Origin of the sequence: Lachnoanaerobaculum umeaense (genome assembly GCF_003589745.1) — a bacterium.
GTDB classification, from domain to species: Bacteria; Bacillota; Clostridia; order Lachnospirales; family Lachnospiraceae; genus Lachnoanaerobaculum; species Lachnoanaerobaculum umeaense.
Map to the genome: position 1 here is coordinate 2,036,101 of NZ_CP032364.1, position 21,461 is coordinate 2,057,561.

Annotated in this window: 21 protein-coding genes and 1 pseudogene; 7 read left to right on the top strand and 15 right to left on the bottom strand. The window is 34.2% G+C overall.

Annotated elements, in window-relative coordinates; translation table 11 throughout:
• Positions 1–26: 26 nt before the first annotated feature.
• From D4A81_RS13195 to tnpA, 6 genes are all read left to right on the top strand, one after another.
• Positions 27–176, top strand: a complete 150-nt coding sequence (locus D4A81_RS13195) for a hypothetical protein (RefSeq protein ID WP_330405120.1) — start codon at positions 27–29, stop codon at positions 174–176.
• On the top strand, positions 173–409 hold the full coding sequence (locus D4A81_RS13495) for an arsenic resistance protein (protein WP_197737661.1): 237 nt from the start codon (positions 173–175) through the stop codon (positions 407–409). The genes D4A81_RS13195 and D4A81_RS13495 overlap by 4 nt, the downstream gene beginning before the upstream one ends.
• Positions 410–439: 30 nt before the next feature.
• Positions 440–553, top strand: coding sequence for an IS66 family transposase (locus tag D4A81_RS13880; protein ID WP_111525355.1), 114 nt, complete (start codon positions 440–442; stop codon positions 551–553).
• Between the two features lie 130 nt (positions 554–683).
• Positions 684–995 carry an IS66 family transposase gene (locus D4A81_RS13640; protein WP_279220800.1) on the top strand — a complete coding sequence of 104 codons (312 nt, stop codon included), beginning with the start codon at positions 684–686 and terminating at the stop codon, positions 993–995.
• Between the two features lie 543 nt (positions 996–1,538).
• Positions 1,539–1,916, top strand: a complete 378-nt coding sequence (locus D4A81_RS09400; RefSeq protein WP_111525353.1) for a hypothetical protein — start codon at positions 1,539–1,541, stop codon at positions 1,914–1,916.
• A 422-nt stretch (positions 1,917–2,338) separates the two neighbouring features.
• The gene (gene tnpA / locus D4A81_RS09405) at positions 2,339–2,500 is read left to right on the top strand and encodes an IS66 family insertion sequence element accessory protein TnpA (protein WP_162902576.1); all 162 of its coding nucleotides are present in this window, start codon (positions 2,339–2,341) and stop codon (positions 2,498–2,500) included.
• A gap of 212 nt (positions 2,501–2,712) precedes the next feature.
• Here tnpA and D4A81_RS09410 read toward each other — a convergent pair whose 3' ends face one another.
• The 13 genes and pseudogenes from D4A81_RS09410 to D4A81_RS09470 form a co-directional block, all read right to left on the bottom strand.
• Complete coding sequence (locus tag D4A81_RS09410; RefSeq protein ID WP_111525351.1) at positions 2,713–3,048, bottom strand: hypothetical protein; 336 nt, start codon at positions 3,046–3,048, stop codon at positions 2,713–2,715.
• A 138-nt stretch (positions 3,049–3,186) separates the two neighbouring features.
• Positions 3,187–3,912: a hypothetical protein gene (locus tag D4A81_RS09415; RefSeq protein ID WP_111525350.1), complete on the bottom strand. Its 726-nt coding sequence runs from the start codon at positions 3,910–3,912 to the stop codon at positions 3,187–3,189.
• A gap of 106 nt (positions 3,913–4,018) precedes the next feature.
• Entirely contained in the window at positions 4,019–4,717 is a 699-nt protein-coding gene (locus D4A81_RS09420) for a hypothetical protein (protein ID WP_111525349.1), read from the bottom strand.
• Between the two features lie 40 nt (positions 4,718–4,757).
• On the bottom strand, positions 4,758–5,936 hold the full coding sequence (locus D4A81_RS09425) for a VWA domain-containing protein (RefSeq protein ID WP_111525348.1): 1,179 nt from the start codon (positions 5,934–5,936) through the stop codon (positions 4,758–4,760).
• Positions 5,937–5,945: 9 nt separating this feature from the next.
• Complete coding sequence (locus D4A81_RS09430; RefSeq protein ID WP_111525347.1) at positions 5,946–8,174, bottom strand: DUF5682 family protein; 2,229 nt, start codon at positions 8,172–8,174, stop codon at positions 5,946–5,948.
• A 9-nt stretch (positions 8,175–8,183) separates the two neighbouring features.
• Complete coding sequence (locus D4A81_RS09435; protein ID WP_111525346.1) at positions 8,184–9,269, bottom strand: ATP-binding protein; 1,086 nt, start codon at positions 9,267–9,269, stop codon at positions 8,184–8,186.
• A gap of 12 nt (positions 9,270–9,281) precedes the next feature.
• The gene (locus D4A81_RS09440; RefSeq protein WP_111525345.1) at positions 9,282–10,115 is read right to left on the bottom strand and encodes a hypothetical protein; all 834 of its coding nucleotides are present in this window, start codon (positions 10,113–10,115) and stop codon (positions 9,282–9,284) included.
• 11 nt (positions 10,116–10,126) lie between these two features.
• Positions 10,127–11,668 (bottom strand): SWIM zinc finger family protein, encoded by a 1,542-nt coding sequence (locus tag D4A81_RS09445; RefSeq protein WP_111525344.1) that lies wholly within the window; start codon positions 11,666–11,668, stop codon positions 10,127–10,129.
• A gap of 89 nt (positions 11,669–11,757) precedes the next feature.
• Positions 11,758–13,188 (bottom strand): hypothetical protein, encoded by a 1,431-nt coding sequence (locus D4A81_RS09450; protein WP_111525343.1) that lies wholly within the window; start codon positions 13,186–13,188, stop codon positions 11,758–11,760.
• 105 nt (positions 13,189–13,293) lie between these two features.
• Positions 13,294–13,683 carry a thioesterase family protein gene (locus tag D4A81_RS09455; RefSeq protein ID WP_111525342.1) on the bottom strand — a complete coding sequence of 130 codons (390 nt, stop codon included), beginning with the start codon at positions 13,681–13,683 and terminating at the stop codon, positions 13,294–13,296.
• Between the two features lie 303 nt (positions 13,684–13,986).
• Positions 13,987–14,901: pseudogene (locus D4A81_RS09460) on the bottom strand (type I restriction-modification enzyme R subunit C-terminal domain-containing protein); the annotation flags it as partial.
• The gene (locus tag D4A81_RS09465) at positions 14,898–16,406 is read right to left on the bottom strand and encodes a class I SAM-dependent DNA methyltransferase (RefSeq protein WP_330405118.1); all 1,509 of its coding nucleotides are present in this window, start codon (positions 16,404–16,406) and stop codon (positions 14,898–14,900) included. The gene D4A81_RS09465 and the pseudogene D4A81_RS09460, both read right to left, overlap by 4 nt.
• Before the next feature lie 87 nt (positions 16,407–16,493).
• On the bottom strand, positions 16,494–17,075 hold the full coding sequence (locus tag D4A81_RS09470; RefSeq protein ID WP_146247003.1) for a hypothetical protein: 582 nt from the start codon (positions 17,073–17,075) through the stop codon (positions 16,494–16,496).
• Between the two features lie 425 nt (positions 17,076–17,500).
• On the opposite strand from D4A81_RS09470, the gene D4A81_RS09475 reads away from it, so the two are divergent.
• On the top strand, positions 17,501–18,541 hold the full coding sequence (locus D4A81_RS09475) for a YeiH family protein (RefSeq protein WP_111525339.1): 1,041 nt from the start codon (positions 17,501–17,503) through the stop codon (positions 18,539–18,541).
• Positions 18,542–18,646: 105 nt separating this feature from the next.
• Here D4A81_RS09475 and D4A81_RS09480 read toward each other — a convergent pair whose 3' ends face one another.
• A complete protein-coding gene (locus tag D4A81_RS09480) occupies positions 18,647–20,851 on the bottom strand; it encodes a glycosyltransferase family 39 protein (RefSeq protein ID WP_111525338.1) in 2,205 nt (734 codons plus the stop codon).
• 217 nt (positions 20,852–21,068) lie between these two features.
• Complete coding sequence (locus tag D4A81_RS09485) at positions 21,069–21,413, bottom strand: hypothetical protein (protein ID WP_111525337.1); 345 nt, start codon at positions 21,411–21,413, stop codon at positions 21,069–21,071.
• Positions 21,414–21,461 lie beyond the last annotated feature (48 nt).

Consider the following 21,461-nt stretch of genomic DNA (forward strand, 5'->3'; position numbering starts at 1 on the left):
CTTGCAGGAGTCAGATTGCTTAAGCTTTGGCGAAAAAGTACACTTATAAAAAAGCTGATTGGGAGTTAGCTGATCCATCAGGGAAACCAGATGAAGAATTTATAACTGTTATAAAAGAAATTGAAAGAAAGGTACTTGATTTAATCGAAGAAGTCAAGGAATGGGAAAATAATTGAAAAAGCAAGATATAAGTTTCTTTGAAAAAAATCTAACATTATGGGTTTTAATTTGTATGGTTATTGGAGTCTTAATTGGTCGTTTTATTCCAATTGTTCCAAATGCTTTGGGTAAATTAGAGTTTTATAATGTATCAATACCAACAACAATACTACTTTGGATTATGATTTATCATATGATGTTAAAACTTGGACGAAGTGGGGATTATGCCAAGGAGTTTCTTGCTGATTAGAATGGAACATACCTTCATTGTGATGGTTATGTGGGATATAAAAAGTTGGTAGGAAAGACGCTATGTGGCTGCCTTGTACATGCGAAGAGAAAGTTCCATGAGGCATATGAGATTAATAAGAGTAATGAATATGCAAAACAATGAGAGACTTATCTTAGAAAGTTATTTCAACTGGAAACTAAAGCTGATGAAGCTGAGCTTTCATTGAGAGAACGCTTAGAGATGCGAAGTATTAGATGAGTTTTATAGCTGGATTTCACAAATAGAATCAAAAATCTTTCCTAAAAGTTTAATAGGGAAGGCTATTACTTATGCCATAAATCAAAAAGAGTACTTGGAGAACTTTTTAAAGGATGGAAGAATACAATTAAGTAATAATCTTGCAGAGCAAAGTGTGAAGCCATTTGTTATAGGTAGGTCTAATTGGCTATTTGCGAATACACCTAATGGAGCTAATGCCTCAACAATAATATATAGTATAATTCAAAGTGCAATACTTAATAACCTGATACCACAAAAATATCTTACATTTGTTTTTGATACCATACAGTCAGGTAGAGATGCTTCACATTTAGTACCTTGGTAAGATAAGATTCCAGAGAGTTGTAAAAATAAAAAGTCACAGAATTAGGATTTTAATTTCCATTTCTGTGACTATTTTTGTTATGTGTACTTACTTTGACGCTTACAAATAAACCATAATTCACAAAATTAAGAAAGAAATTTAATGTAAATATAATAAAATCGATAGATAAACATTTGACAAACACAGCAAGTTTTGCTACACTATGGGCATAACAATTAGATGTATTAATAAAAAACTTAGAATTATAACTATCCTTTATTATAAGACTAAATCTAAAAATCACTAAACTCTATATGGGGTTTAGTAGAATATATGAAAGAAGGAGAATGCTATGAAAAAACAGAATCCTCAAAGGTACAAAAACGGCGATTAGATTCATTATGTTGCTATTATTGTGGTAATGAGTTTAAAATGAAAATACTTACATATTATTCTATCTAGACAGGAGGTTTTTAAATTGATGGATGGTTGGAGTAGTCAAGTAGTTGAGAAACAATGGGGAAGCTATAATGATTTTATGTCAAAAGTAAGAATGTCTAAGTAATGAAAGTATTTAGATATTCAATAGTATGTATTGTTTGTTATTTAGGTTTGACCTTGAGTTCTTGCAGAGATACAAGTTTTCAGAGTACAGAAAATACAGGATGTATATCTGGTGAGATAGAGCAGCCTCAGATTATGTACAATCAACAAGTATATTATTATTATGCAACAGGGTTTAATGATGTTTTGCCAGAAAGTTATTTAAAAGTTGGAGAAGTTAAGGCTGTAAATAATAAAGAAAAACCAACAGAAAATTTTATGGCTTGTAGATTAGATATTGGGCAAGCTATTTATGCTAGCGTAGAACAAGGTATTAGTAATCCCATTTATCTACAATATGAAGATGGATATGCACAGTTTTACCTTAAATCAGAATAGTGGATAATATTAAATAATCATAGTAAAATTATGCTAACAGAAAATGTAGAAAATAATTATGGCAATTACAATGTATACGATAATTGATTTTTAGTTATAGCTAAATATAATAAATTTACAAAAAAGAAGGGATAAGATTTTTAACATATTACAAAATCGATGATGAATAGTAGAAGGTATATTATTAGTCTACTTAAAAATCATAAAAAACTTTGGTATTTTAGAAATTTTGTTATTGTAGGTAATGAAAGGGGAAATAAATCTATTCATATATTCATATAGGTAATTGCGAAACAAACCTGTTTTATGAGTGTGTATAGAGAAAAAACTACTCTCATAGGTAAGCGTCAATATAAACACGCCTATCTATAAAAATACTTCCACTGTAAAATAGCTTCATACTAAATAATATGGAGGTGCCTATGGCTAAATATTCTAAAGAAGAAAAAGAGCGATGGATTGAGAAATTTAAAAATAGTGGATTAAGTATCGCAAGCTGGGCTAGGAAGAATGGATTACCTATTTCAACAGTCACAGGATGGGTGAGTAAACTTGATAAGAAATCTAGTACCTTGGTCAGATGAGATTCCAAAGAGTTGTAAAAATAAAAAGTCATAGGATTAGAATGATAAGTTCTAGTTCTATGACTTTTTTGCTCTATGTGTACTTAGCTTTACGCTTACCGATTTTTTGGCAAAAGAAAGAGGTGTCGCAATTTACAAACACCTCAAGTTTCTAATATTCTACGTTTTTTTAATCTACCGTATGACAAACCGTACTTTTTTTATTCTTACAATCACACACCTTGTCTCCCTTTATGCTCCTGCGAAAGATATTCGTGCAAGCACTCGTCCCATTCTTCTCTCTCAATTGCAAGAAAGGCAGCCTGAACATCTCTATTTCCTAAAGATTCAACATAATTTCGTGCATATCCATAGCTGTCATCACGTGTAATTGTATCAGGTATTTTTTTACAGAACTCTTCATATATTACAGGGTCAGCTGAACCAATATCCCTAAACTGAAATGGATTTGCACTACTCAAAAACTTTCCGAGTTCTGCATTTTTGCTTTCGTCCCATTCAGCATCGAGAACATAATATATCATACAGTATAATTCAAATTTATTCATTTCTTTTTCCTCCGTTTAAATGGATTATTATTATAGCCTGCCATATTTAATCTTAGTTTCAACTATGGCATCCTCATATCTTTTAAAATACATATCTATTATCTGCCCATCTTCCATAGTAACCTCTTTAAAACTTTATTAATTATTCGAAACAGCGTCCAAATCTAAATCAATATCATCTATATTATCAATCATTCCTCCGCTTTCTGTATCATTTATATACACCACTGAAAGGCTTGTCATCGGCTCTACTGAAACAATGGTTATCTTTGTAAGCACTGCATATGAATTATCCTTATGACCTATATATGCAATCGGCTTATGCTCTACTCCTGTCAAGCCTTCAAGTGCCTTATCAAAAGCAGCCTTGACCTCTTCATTTTCTTCCATATAAGGATTTGCATCATTGTACTCCCAGCCTTCTTTTCCTTCCAAGAGTCTAAGGCTGCCTGTGACTTCAGCATTTCCTTCCAGGTCCTCATATACCTTTATAATTACATACTCCGGCTTGGCATCCGGTACTACCATTTCCGCTCTGCAAAGATATAAATAATTTGTTCCGGCAACAATCTGCGAACCAAGTACCGCTGCTACATCATATCTGTAGCCTACCAGATCCTCTGTGGCCTTTTCAAAAGCTGACATAGCATTTACATTATCAATTGCTTTAAAATTATTATTTATTGCCCATTGGCCGGGCGTAGGAGCAACTTCATTTGTTTCGCTTGTTTCTTCTTCCTTAGTCGCAGCACTTTCCTGTGCTATAGTTGTTGCCTGAGATTCTGCATTATCTGCCTTTGCACTACAACCCATAATTGAAGCCGCACAGAGCATTCCCAGTGCAACAGTAAATAACCTTCTCATTTTGTTATCTCCTTAAATAAAATATTACTGTGATTATCTCACTCAATTATATAGACGGAAAATAATGTCATAAGGTCACAGTTTAATTTTTATTTTTTAAGCTGTATCAATATCCTCTTATATCATCTATAACAACTCCACTATCATCACTTGTTATAAACACCAAGCCTATACTTGAAGAAGGTTCTGATTGATTAATTGTTATCTTTGTAAGTATTGCATATGAATTATCCTTTTTTCCAATATACGCAATCGGTTCATAATTTACTTCTGTCAGGCTCTCCTTTGCCTTATTAAATGCAGCTTCAACATTAGGATTGTCCTTTATATCAAGACTTGAATCATTGTACTCCCATCCTAAATCGCCCCCAAGTAAATTTTCACTCCATGTGATTTCTACTTCTGTGCCTAAGTCTTCATGCAACTTTACTATTAAATATTCCGGCTTAGCATCAGGCGTTGTCGCTTCTCCCTTTGCAAGATACTGGTAGTTCATTCCTGATTCCAACTGTGAAGAAAGCACTGCCACCACTTTATAGTGATAATCTTGCATACCTTCTACAGACCTATTAAAAGCCGCAACCGCATCCGGATTGTCATCAGGTATCCAGCTTTCATTCACTGACCAAGCTACTGTATCCTGATAATTCAAAGTATCTTCATCAATTTCTGATATTTCTGAAGTTGACTCATCTATTATTGTATCAGTAGTTTCCTTATTATCTTCAATTTTTGCCTTTGTCTTGCATGCCATAATAGAAGTGGTGCAAAATATTACAAGTACAATAGTAAATATTTTTTTCATTTCGCCTCCTAAAATAAAGCTATTCTTTGATTATCGCTCTTTATTTCATCGCTCCCATATTACTGTTTGCAAACTCACTAATGTCCTCATTTTTCATTGCTTTTTCAAGTAGCCTTGGCAACATCTGCGGAGCGGCTGCAAAACAAGGAATACCGTTATTTGCAATTCTTTGTGCCATATTTGCATCATAAAAAGGTTTACCGGCATCTGATATGGCAAGCAAGCAGATCACAATAACACCATCTTCCTTCATCTGTGTCAATCTTCTAAGAAGTCCTGCACGGTTTCCACCCTCTTCAAGATCTGAAATCAAAAAGAAAATCGTCTTCTTTGGATTCTCTATATATTTAGTGCAATATTTTATTGATTTTTCAATATCGGTTCCACCACCAAGGGTAAATCCAAAAAGTAAATCAATAGGGTCTTCGCATTTTTCACTTAAATCCACGATATTGGTATCAAATGCTACAACCTTAGTCTTTATAGCACTCATACTTGCAAGTATGCAGCTCATTATAGATGAATATATTACCGACTCTCCCATAGAACCACTTTGATCAATATCCAAAATCACAGTATATTTATTGGCGGCAGTTGTTGCACTTCTCTCAAAGAAATAATACTTTTGAGGAATTATCTTCTTTAGCTTTGTATTGTAGTCCTTGATACCCTTTCTTATCGTAGTGTGAAAATCAAGTGCTGATGCTGAAGGAATAGGAGAATGTAATTTTCTATTTATACTTGCCGTAACCGCTCTTTTTAAATCTGTTTCAAGCAGCGCATTTATCTGTTCGACTATTTTTTTGATAAACTCTCTGGCATTTTCCTTACTCTGTTTCGGTATCTGATCCTTTAGGGTAAGTATCATACTTGCCATATGCATATCAGGCTCTATATTATCAAGAAGTTCAGGTTCAAATATGAGCTGCTTTAAGCCACATCTCTCCATAGCATCAGATTGGATTATCTTTACAAGGTCCTTATCAAAAAGTGTTCTCACATCCCCAAGCCATCTACTTATATGCGGACTTGATGCACCTTTTCCACCTCCGCCTCCAAAGCTGAATTTCATGTCCCTGTTATAGATGGCATCAAGTGCCATATCCATCATAAGATCTTCCTGACTTAACTCCGGTCCATCTCCCATACAATCCATTCTTTTTTGTGCTTCAGATCCAAGTATCAATCTCCAACGCCTCAGTCTGTCATTTGTATCCATTTATATCTCCTAAAAGTCTCCAAAATCAAAGTCTTCGAGTATCTCAGTGTCCACTTCCTTTATCTCAGAGTTTATTATTTCACTTACTGCCTGAGCATTGAGTCCCCATATTTCACCAAGATTTTCCGCAATCATATCCTTTTCCTTTGCACTGTATTCTACAAAGGCTCTCCTTAAAAATACCACCGAGCGTCTAAATTCCTCTTCATCCAAAGTATCCAGATACTCACTGAGGCTCTCCCAAAGTGTAAGTCTCCCTATAAGAGCATAATGATTTCTCATAGACAGACCTGCAAACCAGTTTGCACCAAGTTCTGCAGGCATACCAATAGAAAGTCGTCTTGATACTTCTTTTCTAAGAGTCGGCTCATCTATCTTACCTACATCAAGCAGTATTGCTGTAGCAAGTCCGGAGATTTTTGTGTTTAAATCATCTCTATTTGAGAGTTCCATAAGCTTATCAATCCAAAGGCTCTCATCCAAAAAGTCCTGTACCATAAAAACATTATGTATTTTTTGAATATCATCTGCCAAAGTGGCTGCCGCTATATCATCACATGTCGACTCTCCAACCAGCATAAGTGCAGCTCTGATACAAAGTCTTTTTACAATAGGCACCAAAGGTTCTCTGTCCAGTTTTCTGATATCACCAAATGAAATCATATTTGAAAGTTTACTCACAGTGCCTGCGATATCATGTATTGATATTGTACCATTTGCCATCTCATCAAGACTTCTTTTCGCACCCTCTACTATCTTAGGCAGTCCGCAATTAAATGCAGCTTCTATAACCTCCGCTATTTCAGATATCTTTGTAGCCTCCAATAGCCTTTCACTCAATACAAAAGCTACTGCATCCGCTATAGTATCTCCCTTTAATACACTTTCAACTATCTGTATCTCAGCTTCCGGTGTCCACTGAAGTATCCAGTTCTCAGCCCAAGTTGCATTATCCTGATTGCTTCTTTTTATCTGTGCAAAATCTATTCCAAGTACAACAAGTCTGTATAAGAAAAATGATCTGTTTAAGTCAAGAAAAGCACTCTCCTTTGACTTTACTCTTAAGTTTTCTCTTAAATCAAGCTGCAATGGTGTTGCTACAAGTTCCTTATATTTTTCAAGCTTTAACTGCTTAAGTTTAGAAGTAAAATCGCTTTGAATAGACGTCTGCATAGCATCCTGAGGAACACTACCTATCTTTTTGCCTATATCAGTTTCGGCAAAGCCCATTGCCATATCACCAAAGCTTCCGCCACCTATACAGGTAATACTTGCATCCTTTAAATCTTCAAGTGTAGGAACAGAACCTCCACGAATAATGGCAAGTTCTCTTGCAAGCCTTGTCGCCTCTATTACCTGAGCGGATGAAACAATTCCACCATGCTCTCTCATATACTTTGCCAAAGTGCTAAGATACTTTCTTTCATGATAAGTAGTATCGCCATTTAAGAATCCCTGCCAAAGTAGCTCGTAATACGACGGGGCTGCATTTCCTGCACCATAACCGGTTCTTTTACTAAGTCTATAGTAAGAATATGGCATCAATGTAACATTGGATTCTCTTCTCACCAATTCTTTATATTCCTTATCAGACATTGCTCCTTCAAGGCTTTCAATAGCTGATGTATGAAAAGCGCCTGTTATAGCCACTATCTTTTCAGTATCAAATCCCTTTTCTATATATTCCTTTATCTTTCTTTTCATAAAGCTTTCACGGACTATATCTCTTATAAAAGATTTGTCATCTGAATTTGTATCTTTTCTTAGGCTTTCTCCAAACAAAGCACTACCGGATCTATAGCCCTGCATATCCTCACTCTGCTCTAAGTTTCTCTCCCAAAAACCTTCCATATCTATTTTAATACTTTTCTTTGAATTTGTTTCTGAGATAATCTCCTCTTCTTGAATATCGTCATTCTTTTTATCAAGTCCCAGAATTATATCTGATTCCAAGTCAAAAAAATGGCATTCTTTATTATTTTCCATTGCCCAAAGAATTGCCTGATACTCCGGTGAATATTCTGCAAACGGATAGAGAATCGTATCAATAGGTGCTTCCTTTGTGTATGCCATAATTGCAAATGGAGGAACAAGTTTTTTTGAGACAATATCATCTATCAAAAAGTCAAAATCCGCCGGTCCCTCTATAAGCACAAGTGCAGGCTTTATTTCATCCAAAAACTGTCTTAGAAAATATGCACCTGCAGGTGAAAAATGTCTAATTCCAAAAGTTTTCATGGCTGCCTCCTAGCCATTGAGCATCCTACATTCATTGTAGAGTCCAATCCACTCTTTTCCACGCTTTTTCATTATGTTCTCAAGGTACTCTTCCCAAACTTTTGAGTCTTTGGAATCTTCCTTTACTATTGCACCTTGAAGTCCTGCCGCAAGGTCCGCATCACTTATCTCTCCGTCTCCAAAGCTACCTGCCAAAGACATACTGTTTGTAAGTAAGGATATAGCCTCTGCAGTAGAAAGTACATTTGCTGTGGATTTAATTTTTTGCTTTCCGTCAAGTGTCTCACCCTGTCTAAGCTCTCTGAATATTGTACAGACTTTTTTTATTACCTCAGCCTCAGGCACCTTTGAAAGCAATGCCATACCTTCTGAAAGCTTCTCAATTCTGGTCTTTACTATATCCATCTCCTCTTCAAGAGTATTTGGACTTGGAAGTACCACTATATTAAATCTTCTCTTTAGAGCGGCACTCATATCATTTACACCTCGGTCTCTGGTATTTGCTGTAGCTATTATGGAAAATCCCTTCTTAGCCGCACTATCCTTACCAAGTTCCGGAATCGAAATTCTCTTTTCGGAGAGAATTGAAATAAGGGCATCCTGTACCTCAGAAGCACAACGTGATATCTCTTCAAATCTGGCAATCTTACCCTCTTCCATAGCCTCAAAAACAGGACTCTTTATAATTGCCTTATCACTTGGGCCTTCTGCTATAAGCATAGCATAATTCCATGAGTATCTTATCTGCTCCTCTGTAGTTCCTGCAGTTCCCTGTATGACACAGGTTGAGTTACCATTTATAGCAGCACATAGATGCTCTGACAACCATGACTTTGCAGTACCCGGCTCACCAATCAAAAGTAATGCTCTATCTGTTACCAAAGTAGCTATTGCTATTTCAACTATTCTTTTGTTTCCTATGTATTTTGGCATTATTTTAACACCATTGCACTCACCACCCATAATATACGTAAGTACAGATTTTGGTGACATCTTCCATCCTGTGGGAACAGGATTTTTTTCAGCCGTAATAAGTGCATCTATTTCTTTTTGGAACATGACCTCCGCCGGAAGCCTTTGTAATTCTTCGCTCATATCTATCACCTTTTATTTCTTCTTAACTTCTACAGTTTTCAAAAATTCAACCGACTTTTCATTATTAAATGTCTTTAAAGTCTCTATAGCATCAGTTTTACTTGCTTTATCAGATGTTTTTACAAGTTCAATCAAAAAGTCTATATTATCTTCACTATACTTCAAAGACTGTATAGCCCTTTTCCTTATATCTTTCCTTGCCTCACCATTTATAACAAACAAGTAAAAATCATTTTCTTCTTCTTTTGCAAGGTCCGCGATAATATCAAATCTCAGATACATCTCACTCTTTCCCATCGGATCAAAGCCTCTTTTTAGCGGTTCTACCATCATCTTTCCATTTTCCATGATCCATCTTCCGATCATAAATGAGATCTCACTGTATCCGTCCCCGAGTCCTGCAATAAACTTTGCTAATATTCTATAGTCTAAGAATATATCAGGATTTTCTTTTTTTGCTTCCACCAATATATCCCATCTTCCACTTCCGGTTGTAGTTAATGCAGTAATAACAGGCTCAAGCATCTTATAAGAATAATTTCCGTTCACCTTTCCACAGCCCGCTTCAATATCTGAAAGCTCGCTGCTTTCATATATACCGGCCTGAGTTTCAAGTACCGCATCTACAAGTGCAAGCAGATCCAAAGTCTTCTCACCGGTATTATCACACACGAACAGATCCTCTGCCTGCTTTTTGATCTGGGCAAACACCGGTGCCGCCTTTGAAAGTGCTTCCATATCATCTACACATTTTTTCAGTCTGAAGTCTTCATTTATAAGAGAGCTGCCTGTAATTACACTGTTTCTTAATTGTTCCTGTAATTTATATAAAATATCTAAATTCATAATAGCCTCCCTTAATATGCCAATCTAAGTATTTTGTTATCTGTGATAATACTTCTTGGCTCTACACAAATCTGCTTCAACCTTGAGTCATAATGTGCCAGTCCAAATAACACCTGATTTTTAAGATAATCTTTACTTGGAAGTCCAAATATTGAGTCCATTGCTGTTTTATCCTTAGTCATAGCCCTTAATAAGATCTGCTTTCCTTCTTTATCCTCTACTACAACATCTCTTCCATTTGTACCTATCTTTGCAAACTCAAAAAGTACTCCATAAGCATTATCGGATAAAGTAGCTTTCAATATGTTTTTAGCAGGCTTTAAAAACTCTGATATGCTCTTCTTTGCAAAGCTCCTTATCTTTTTGATATCATCTATATCCAAAGCTTCATCTGTGCTGCTCTCATAACGGATTCTTCTGTTTTCTCCCTCATTTGCAGGATAGAAATAAAGCTTTTCAATGAACTTTTTACCAAAGAAGCTGTCATCTCTTTGAATATATTTCTTTGCTTTTAGAGGGCAATAATTGGCTGTATAATTTATATCTCCGGTATCAAGATCTATCCAATAGCCCTTATCTATATATTCTGCCTTTACATCATCATATTCCGATATGAAGCTTAACTCAACCAGTGATACATTATCTTTTTTAAGACCTATTTCACCAAGTTCTTCAAGCTTCCAGACTCCACCAAGTGCCTCATAGAGTATATTATCATCAGGGTTGGTAGAATCACTTTCAAGCTTTTTACTAAGGTAATCCCTTGCTCTCTTTTCGATATATCTAAGCTTTGTGAGCTCCTTTACAGCTAAAGATAACAAATACTCCTCAATATAGTCATTTGGATAATCTTTTCTTAACTCATCTATATATCTCTTAGGATAATCATTTATTATTTCTTCTATAAACGCTTCATTTTTTATCGTTCTTAGAGATTTTAAAAATCTTTTAAATATTATCTGTACTCCCGGCAAATAGTAATCTCCCAACTGTTTTGCCAGTTCATCATATTTTTTATCGAATGCTTTATCCGCACAGGCTGCCACACCTGAACCGGTTATTTGATCCATAACATCTTTTAAAAGATCCAGACCCTCAATCTGCTTCTTTATCTTCTTTGTTTTAGCCGCTTTTGAGGCTGCACTTGTTTTCTTAGGCTTATCAGGATTTTGCTCCTTTTCAATTTCTCTTTCTGCCTTTTTCTTTTCTCTTGCCTCTATCTTATTTCTCTTATCCAAGATATCCTGAGGAATCTCAGCCGTTTCAAAGCTCTTTCCCTCTTTCATCTCAAACATCAAGCCTATAGCATGTTTGCATGGAAACTGTCTACTTGGACAAGAACATCTAAACACCGGTTCACCCTCTTTTTCAAAGTCTATGGAAACATTATAATTGCTCTTCCCACTTCCTTTGCACTCACCAAAATAAAGACTGTCATCAGCTGATTTCATTCTTTTTACAAAACTGTTCCCTGATGACAGCTTTCTGCCATTTGAAACCGCATTCGCATTAGGTGCTATAGAAACTATAGCCTGTTCATCAAAAGTTCTCATATTCGATCCTTTCAGATATTATTTCTAAAATATTATATCATATTTCATCCATATCCACATGAATGATCCTATGACCTTCCGACATATAATTATCCTGCAAAAAATGTACCATCAAATACATCTTCTACATTCTTACCTTCTATTATAAATCCATACTCAGATGACTGTTCCATAGGTATACGGACAATAGATTCATCAGAAAGTTTATAATCTGTAAATGTTTTATTATCAGTACCTACCGGTATAAGTAAAATACCAACCGGAAGTTCAAAATCTCCAATTTCCTTACCATTTAATCCATCCAGCGCCTTGCCATTTAAATCAATCTTAGTAGACAGTGTAATCGGAGTTGTTATATTATAATAATCTTCAATAGTCTTTGGCTTACCGTCTTCTCCCAAGGTGTATTTTCTATCTACCCCTAAAGAACTTATAGTAAAAATTCTATCTCCAAGATAGAACTCATTTGGATCAAGAAGTGATGTATTTGCAAAGCTCTCTTGAATTGCAATCATATCTCCATTCTTATTCAAATCAATTATTGAAATATTTCTATAGTCATTATCGTATTGTAACTCTAAATAAAGATAAGCATTATTATCTTTTTGTAAGATATATGCCTTTGATATACCATAACTCACACCATCCTGATATGTTCTTTGCTCTCCACCAATTTTTACTTCAATTTTTTCAGATATACCATATTCTCCTATTTCCTCTCCAACTTCTACTGTTCTTACTTTTCCATCAATATTTACCCTGGTTTCTCTATCCGGTAAAACTTCAAAAGCATAATCACTTGGTAGTTTCAATATATCGTTTTTAAAATATTCACTATAAATTGCATATTCCAAAGGTATAACTACCATATTATCTATGCCATCATTCTTTCCAATCATATATATTTGCATTCCATTATTCCCTAATGTCCATGCAATGTTATAGTCTTTATTTACATCATTATCGAACGCCTCAAAATTTGTTAAAACAGTCTTTAGCTTCTCACTAAAATCATCTATATCATCCTCATATTCCTCTAAAAAATCATTGTCATTTACAAGCTTTTCATATAGTCCATTTCCATTTTCTAAAACATCAGATATTTTAAGTTCTTTGCCGGTATTTGAATCTATGTTTATACCACTTATAAGTTCCCCTTCATCAAATACAACACTGTCAATAAAAAGGCTTAACACATTTGTATCTGCACGTGTCAAATCCATACTTGCATATTCATTTACTCTATATGTATTTATCTCCTCAATAATATTTCTTAACTGTTCATTACCCTCTAATTCTATTTGTGGTATTTTATTTTGACCATCTGTTGTTTTGTAAAAAACATGTGCCTTAATCATTTGTACGATATTCTGCGTATCCTTATCATCTACTTGAGAGTTTTCTTCTGTTATACCCACAGCACCCTCAACCTTATCTGTATTTATTGATATTGAAGTATTCTTCCCACATCCTGCTAACAAACACATAACAGGAAGTAAATATATTAATCCCTTTTTCATAAAGTCCTCCTTTTAACCTATACTATCACAAAACAATTTCACCACCAATAAAGATAGTCTTAAAATAAAAGAAGTGCAGTCGGTTTTACCCTTCTGCACATTTACTTATTTGTCTAACTTACCGTCAGTCTTTGTCTGGAATTTTTCATTATTTACAATAAATCTTTCGTGAATTCCTTCACCAATAAGTCCCCTTTCATCATATGCCTCAACCTTGAATGTGAGAGCTCTTCCATCTACTTTAGTAAGTTCAGACTTAACTACTATTTTCATTCCAAGTGGTGTAGCTGATAAATGCTTTACATTAACAGAAATACCTACAGTAGTAAAGCCCTCATCAAGCTTGTCTGCTACACTCATAAAGCATGACTCCTCCATCAAAAGTATCATTATTGGAGTTGAAAACACTTCCAAACTTCCACTTCCTATACCTGCTGCAGTATTTTCCTTTGCTACAATAGTTTCTCTTTGTCCCTTTATTCCTACTTCCAACATAGTATTCTCCTTATTTAAAAATATAGACTATTTTATCATACTTTCTTTCAGAATGTTATATAGATAAAGTCACTGTCAAAGATTTTAATATGTTTATATAATATAAATCTTTAGTAATCCCATTTTAAATATAGTATTACTAATACCAGCTTTTCGTAATTTGGTAATAATAAATCATGAATCTTATTATCTAAAGGCATCTACAATGTGATGCTTTTTTGTTTTGAAATCAAGTTTGAGTTTCCGGTATCCTCGTATTAGTGTCTAATTTTATACAGCATAATGTGTGTCAAAATACTATTACTACGCAGCAGCATTCTCATTAATGCTATCAATAATCCTTTTGATATTTATCCATACACCTGCATCAGTGAATATTTCAACTATACTTCCCTGATCTGTAAATGGAGTATCTTGTAATACAGATAAATCCTTCATCAGTCCATTGTGAACTATATACTCTACAATCTGATTTACAAAGTAAATCTGTCTACTGTCAAGATTACTATTCTCAAGATACTCTGAAAATGCTTCTTTTGCTGCATTCATATCAAGACCGACTATTTCTCGAACTAACTCTCCCAATGGCTTTTGCCCATACTCCTTCTCATATTCCTCTTTCGTTCCAAGCTCTGACCAAAGCACTTTTTCAAGTTCTTTTATATCATCCTTGCTTAATGGAACATTTGATTTTAACTTTTTTATAACCTCATTGTTCTGATGCTCTTTAATATAATATTCAGCCTTAGCACGATAGTTTTTCAGCGAATCACTTTCAAGATCTGAATCATTCCACTCTATGGAAATAATATCATCAGTAAAGTTAGTATCATATATAATACCTCCCTTTGGAATATACTTCATCAGTCCACGAAGCTTTTCTCTTATTATCTCAAACTCGTTTACACCACATCCCTCTATGTAGTCAGTATGTAGTATATCCTCTATAAGATCTGATTGTTCATTTATCTCTGCAATATTAGCAATACTTGCAAGTTTTTTCGCATTCTTCCTTAAATCAGTAACAAACCTCTTATATGATTTACCTGCAAGACATGCAAGCTCTATGCCATACATCAATGCATCGAAACGAACTGCACTGATTTCATCATCTTCCGGCAAAATAAGAGGTGAAAGCTCTTCCCTTATCAGCACTGTATCCTCAAATGTAAGTGCCTTATATCCTTCCTCCGTAGAATATAATTCTACAAACTTTAATTTGAGGTCCCTTTCAATAATTCTCTCAAGACTCTGGTCTCTTCCATTATCTGCTCATTCAATCTCTCTATTTCATCCAGAATCTCAGATGTTGGCGGATATTCTACCGGTATATACTCAACTTCCTTATATTTATTGATAGATAGATCATAATCTTTTTCTATAATTTCACTCTTAGGTACCATAAAAGACTTATCAGTACGCTTTCTGTCCTTTTCACCATCAAGGTTTTTGAACCTAGCTATAATATCAGGAATATCATTCTCTTCTATAGGTGATCTCTTATCATCCAGACTCTTGCCGTCTGCTGTCATATCATAGAACCATACATTATCTGTTCCTCCATGACCTGTCTTTGTAAAGATAAGTATACCTGTGGATACTCCCGCATACGGCTTAAATACTCCGGAAGGCATTGATATTACTGCCTCCAGCTTTTGATTTTCTATCAATTCTTTTCTTATAGCCTTATGAGCATTGGAAGAACCGAAAAGCACACCGTCAGGTACTATGCAGGCACATCTTCCACCTATTTTTAGCATTCTTATAAAAAGTGCAAGGAATAAAAGTTCTGTTTTTTTAGTCTTACATATTTTTAGAATATCAGTAGATACTATATCAGCATCAAGGCTTCCCTTAAATGGCGGATTTGCAAGTATAAGAGAGTACTTATCCTTATCAGTATTTTGATCGGATAAACTGTCCCTATATTCTATGCAGGGATTTTCAATACCATGAGTCATCATATTCATAGCACCTATGCGAAGCATAGTTCTATCCATATCAAATCCATAGAACATATTATTCATAAAGTGTTCTTTATTCTTTTTATCCATAAGTACTTCTTTTTTGTACTTTTCCTTTAAGTATTCTCCACTCATTACTAGAAATCCTGATGTACCACATGCCGGATCACAAATAGTCTCATTTGGATGTGGATCCATCATCTCTACCATCATTCTTATTATATTTCTTGGTGTTCTGAATTGTCCGTTTACACCTGATTTCTCAAGTTTTGATAGCAGGTACTCATATACATCTCCTCTGACATCAGCCTTTTGCTCCTTGTCCATAATGGCATATATCTCATCCATGGCATCCACTATCTTTGAAAGCATTAGAGGAGTATTTACTTTAAATATTGCATCTCCCATATACTTACTATAGGCACTGTTTTTATCACCATGAAGATTTTTTATAAATGGGAATACCCATTCCTGCATTATGCTGTACATTCTTTGTGCCGGAAAATCATGGAAAACAGACCACTTAAGCTGTTCACCCTCTACTTTTCTATCCCCTATCACTACCTCTCCATCAAAAATACTCTTAAAAGGTAATCCGAGCATATTTGCCTCTTTTGCTCTTATATTGTCAGCACTGTCTATATCTCTGATAAACATCAGATATGTCATCTGCTCTACAACCTCGAGAGGATTTGTAATACCCCCTGTCCAAAATATCTCCCATAATCCGTCTATTTTATTTTTTAATTCGCCTGTCATAATCTACCTTTCTATAAAAATCTAACTAATTTGTATACAGATTGTATCTGTACATCTTACATAAACAATTTTACCTATTTATTCTTATCAATAATCACCCAGTATTAAAGTTACAATTCCATCAGTAGGTAATGTTTTTTCAAACTCTGTCATTGGTGCATCTAAAATAGGATCTGATAAGTATATATATTCTGAATAATTCGTTTTAGGATATGCCATAACCCAAGCTTTTATATATCTGATTTCAGTATCTATATATCCAACTTCCATAAGAAGATTTATAACTTCTCTAAATGTATGCGTTCCTTCAAAAACCACAGTATGACGAAAATCTTCAAATTTAAGTATAAGAGATACAGGATCATTAAATACCGGATGATTTATAAGTTCATGCATATGATGTCCCCATCCACCCTCTGCATAATATAAAAATCCCGGAATATGGTATGCAAAGCAAAGCCAATCTGGACCCTCTATTTCCTCACAACATAATTTACTTGTATCTAATACAAAATGTGGAGGGCTAATTTGATAAAGCGTCACTGTATCCATTCCAAAAGGTTCATAATAACCAAACTTGTCAAATGCATATTCAAGCAATTCGCTTACTGTTTTGTTATCATCAAATTCCAAAGATCCTTCTCCGGGAAACTTATATTTTCTAATCATTTTATCAACCCTCCTAATTATATAAATCTCTTTAAGCAAAGACTTTATACTGTCATTCCATTTAATTGCTCTCTTTTTATCATAATACATGTTAACATATCTCTTTTGCCTCGTCATATATTTTGGCATAAAAATATGGACTTGCCAATGGTATCAAAATACTTTTTAGATCTTCTATTTTTTGCTCACCTACATTTGAAAGTGATTACCCTATTATTGATACTTGCATTTCATCCATAGCATATACTATCTTTGAAAGCATTAGAGGTATATTTAATTTAAAAATAGCTTCATATATTTTATCTTCTCTACTACCTCAAGAGAATTTGTAATACCTCTTGTTCAAAATATCTCCAATATTCCTTCTATTTTTTCTCCCCCCATTGTACTATAATCATACTATAAAATTCAGAAAGGACATTAATATGAATTCAATAAAATCTTTCTTATCAAAAAACTTATTTGGTATGCTTATATGTTTTCTCATTACTCTGCCGGCGTGGTTTCTGGGGAAGAGATTTCCTATAATCGGCGGTCCGGTTATTGCGATTATTGCAGGCATGATTATCACACTTTTTTGGAATGATAAGGGTAGGGCAGATAGTGGAATAAAGTTCACTTCAAAGTATATTTTACAGGCAGCTGTGGTTTTCCTTGGATTTGGTCTCAATTTAAGTGTTGTACTTCAAACCGGCAGACAATCCCTCCCTATAATCATATGCACAATATCTACCGCACTTATAATTGCCTTTATTTTACATAAGCTTATGAAGATCCCTGGCAATATTTCAACTCTTGTAGGTGTTGGTTCTTCAATATGTGGAGGTTCTGCCATAGCCGCTACCGCACCTGTAATAAATGCTGATGATGATGAGGTGGCACAGGCGATATCTGTTATTTTCTTTTTCAATGTATTGGCTGCATTGCTCTTTCCTATATTTGGCAAGATGATTGGATTTGATACTCTAAGCGGAGAGGCTTTTGGAATATTCTCAGGCACTGCAATAAATGATACTTCCTCTGTGACTGCTGCTGCTTCCACTTGGGACAGTATGTGGAATCTTGGCACTCAGACTCTTGATAAGGCGGTTACTGTAAAACTTACCAGGACACTGGCAATAATTCCCATTACTTTGGTGCTTGCAATTATAAATGCAAAAAGATCAAATGATAATCAGTCAGTATTTAATCTGAAAAAATTATTTCCGATATTTATAATATATTTTATTGTTGCATCTATTATAACTACCATTGCTTTAAATGCAGGTGTGCCTTCACATTCCTTTACACCTCTAAAGGATTTCAGCAAGTTCTGTATAATTATGGCAATGGCTGCAATTGGACTAAACAGCAATCTGATTAAGCTTATAAAATCCGGTGGCAAGCCTATTATACTTGGTGGCATATGTTGGATAGGTATTACAGCTGTAAGTCTTATGATGCAGCATATACTTAAAATTTGGTAAATAAAATAGACATAAAATGCTCCCCTCCGGGCAGTAAGAGATTTTATTTTTTCTCTTTTCTACCTAGAAGGGAGCATATCAAATTACGTAGTGCGACAGCCTTTATTAATTTATCATCACTTTATAGAGCACCACATCTCCATAATCTCTATAAACTTCAGTACTTCCATCCTCCAGCAAATATATTACAACGTCCGCAGCTCTTTCTCGACCTTCAAGATACTCATCATCTACACAAATATATTTTATCTGTGCATAGTTAAGATATACTTTGAAATTATCCAAAGTTCTCACCACAGCGGAGTTCCCTCCACTACCTGTTATATCAGTGTATGTTCTGATATCTAATCCCAATACCTTAAGTAAATCGTCCTCAGATAACAAAAGAGTTCTGGGATTTCCCATTGCAGTAAGATCCATATATATATCCACAAAACTGCTATCTGTATTTTCCAATATTTCTTTATCAATATACCTATCATGGTGATTATAAATCCCGAGATCTCTCATACTTTTTGGATTTTCAGTCAATCCCCTTATGCCTGCCCAGTTAGTTACTCCCATTATAAGTAATGCAAACATTATACATGGCAAAAGTGAGTAGAATAAACTCTTTACTTGATCCTTATCCACCAAAAAACATACCATTATTATCACCAGTACAAACAATAAAATGAAATAATTGCCATCTACCTGATTTAATATAAATAAACTAAGTAGACTTACTCCGATATCTACTATTAGAACTATGAAGATATATGAGAATATATCTCTTTTATCATTATTTTTAAACCAAAATTTTATAGTATATACCGGCATCAACACAAATAGTACTGATATAATTACCGTTGGTGATGCAATGTAAATATGTGTTTCATTTGTCGGTGATATGAAAAGCTGGAATAATCTGTACAATATATCTATGCTTTCACCTGATGACATATTCATACCGGCGCTTCTATAATCTCCAATGGTATAAGGATATTTTGTCTCTATTCCAAGCTTATACCATACAGATGAATATACTGAGGTAATGATATGTCCTGTAAGTATATATGTTCTTGCATATACAAATACTATAGCAACTATTGGAAAAATAAGTAAATACGCAAATCTGAATATATTTTTGATTTTATTCTTATTCTTTATTAAATCTCCAATAAGATAAATAATATTTGCAATTCCTATTCCAAAGCTAAACAACAGGCTTGTCGGTTTATATATAAGGCTTGCAAGTAATGCTATCAATGCAAATGTTATGTAATGGCTCTGTCTTTTCTTTACATATAGACACATATTCAATATTGATATTAGTTGCATTAAAAGTGTAATCATATCAGTTTTTGCTGATATGCCCATATTCATAATTGCAGGTGTCACAGATACCAACACCACTGCAAGCCATGAATTATCATCTCTTTTATTACCGCACACTCTGACTATCTCAAATACTGTAAGCAGTACCATTATTGCACTTATATAAGAGAAACTAAGTACAAACCCAAAGCTTTTTTTAGTATTCAATACAAGTGTAAGTATCTCCAGTCCCTTTGGATAAACATATACATCATTTACCGTTCCAAGATTGTCATATATACCGGTATCTCCAACAAGTACTGATAGGCTTCTTAGGCCATATCTTAAAGAATCATAATCCAGAGTAATATTGATTCTTCCGATTTGTAAAAGTATTGCTGAAAGTGATATTGCTGAACCGATACAGAAAAAATTCTTATTTTTCTTATCCGATATTTCATTACTACCGGCTTTATTCATTGGCAATATGATTTTTAAAAAACTAAGTAAAATATATCCCGCCACTACAGCTATCGCAAGTCCTATAGTAAAATATCTCACTTCTTTTTTTGAGGCAATGTGTAAGGCTGAAAGAATACAAACAGATATGATATAGGCTAAGCTTCCTATCATAAAACTGTTCAAATAACGCACTATATTGCTCTCTTCCAAATGGCTTTTCCTTGCTTTTGCCAGTATTATCTCACCAAGCCAAATCAAAACCAAAACATAAATACAATCTACTATAAAAGCGGTGGCAGCCTGATGTAATATCATATACATCAGGCTAAAAATTCCTATACCTATCAGTCTTATATAATTGTTTTTTACAAATCTTAATATCAAATAAAATATAACAAAAAGCAATATATGTTCGAAATAAAGCATCTTAGTTTCTATCTCACCGATATCAAATAATATATAAGTCTTTTCAGCTAATAAAGAAAAACTGTAGATACTAAGAATGGCAGCACATATAAATACAAGTAAATATCCCATTTTCTTAATCTTCATATGTAAACTCCATATCTTTTGTAAAGCAAATCTTCTTCATCAAATTACCACCTTTTTTCATCAATACTCTCCGTAATCACTCTGTATTTTAAATTTGGTCTCTAATACTTAGAAAAAGTCGGGAAAGTCATCCTTATCTTCAAAAAAGTCATCGATCTTCTAATCCATTCCATTTTCCATTCTCTCATATAGTTTTATCATATTCTGCTAAAAAGCCCTATATGAAATTTTTATCCACAAGGTAATGTACTGCTTTATTATTAAGTCTTGCATACTCTATTTCAGATTTTGTACTCTCTCCGATATATCCATCTTTGTTGATGACATAGATTTCATCTGCCATATCAATTTTTCTCTTATGCATATCATCAAGCATTTCTTTTGTTTTTGAAAGTGTGCCCTCATCCATGCCATCCCAAACTTCTGTATCTCCACAATGACCGAAAAGTCCAACACTTATGACAATATTCCCTTCAAGTGTAAGCTTCTTTTGTGCCTCAATAAATTCATCCTTGAATCTTGTACTTCCACATAGAGTAATCACTTTATACTTTCCAACCATGGTACCCCTTTATAATTGCTTTAGATCGAGTTGATATTGTAATTGATT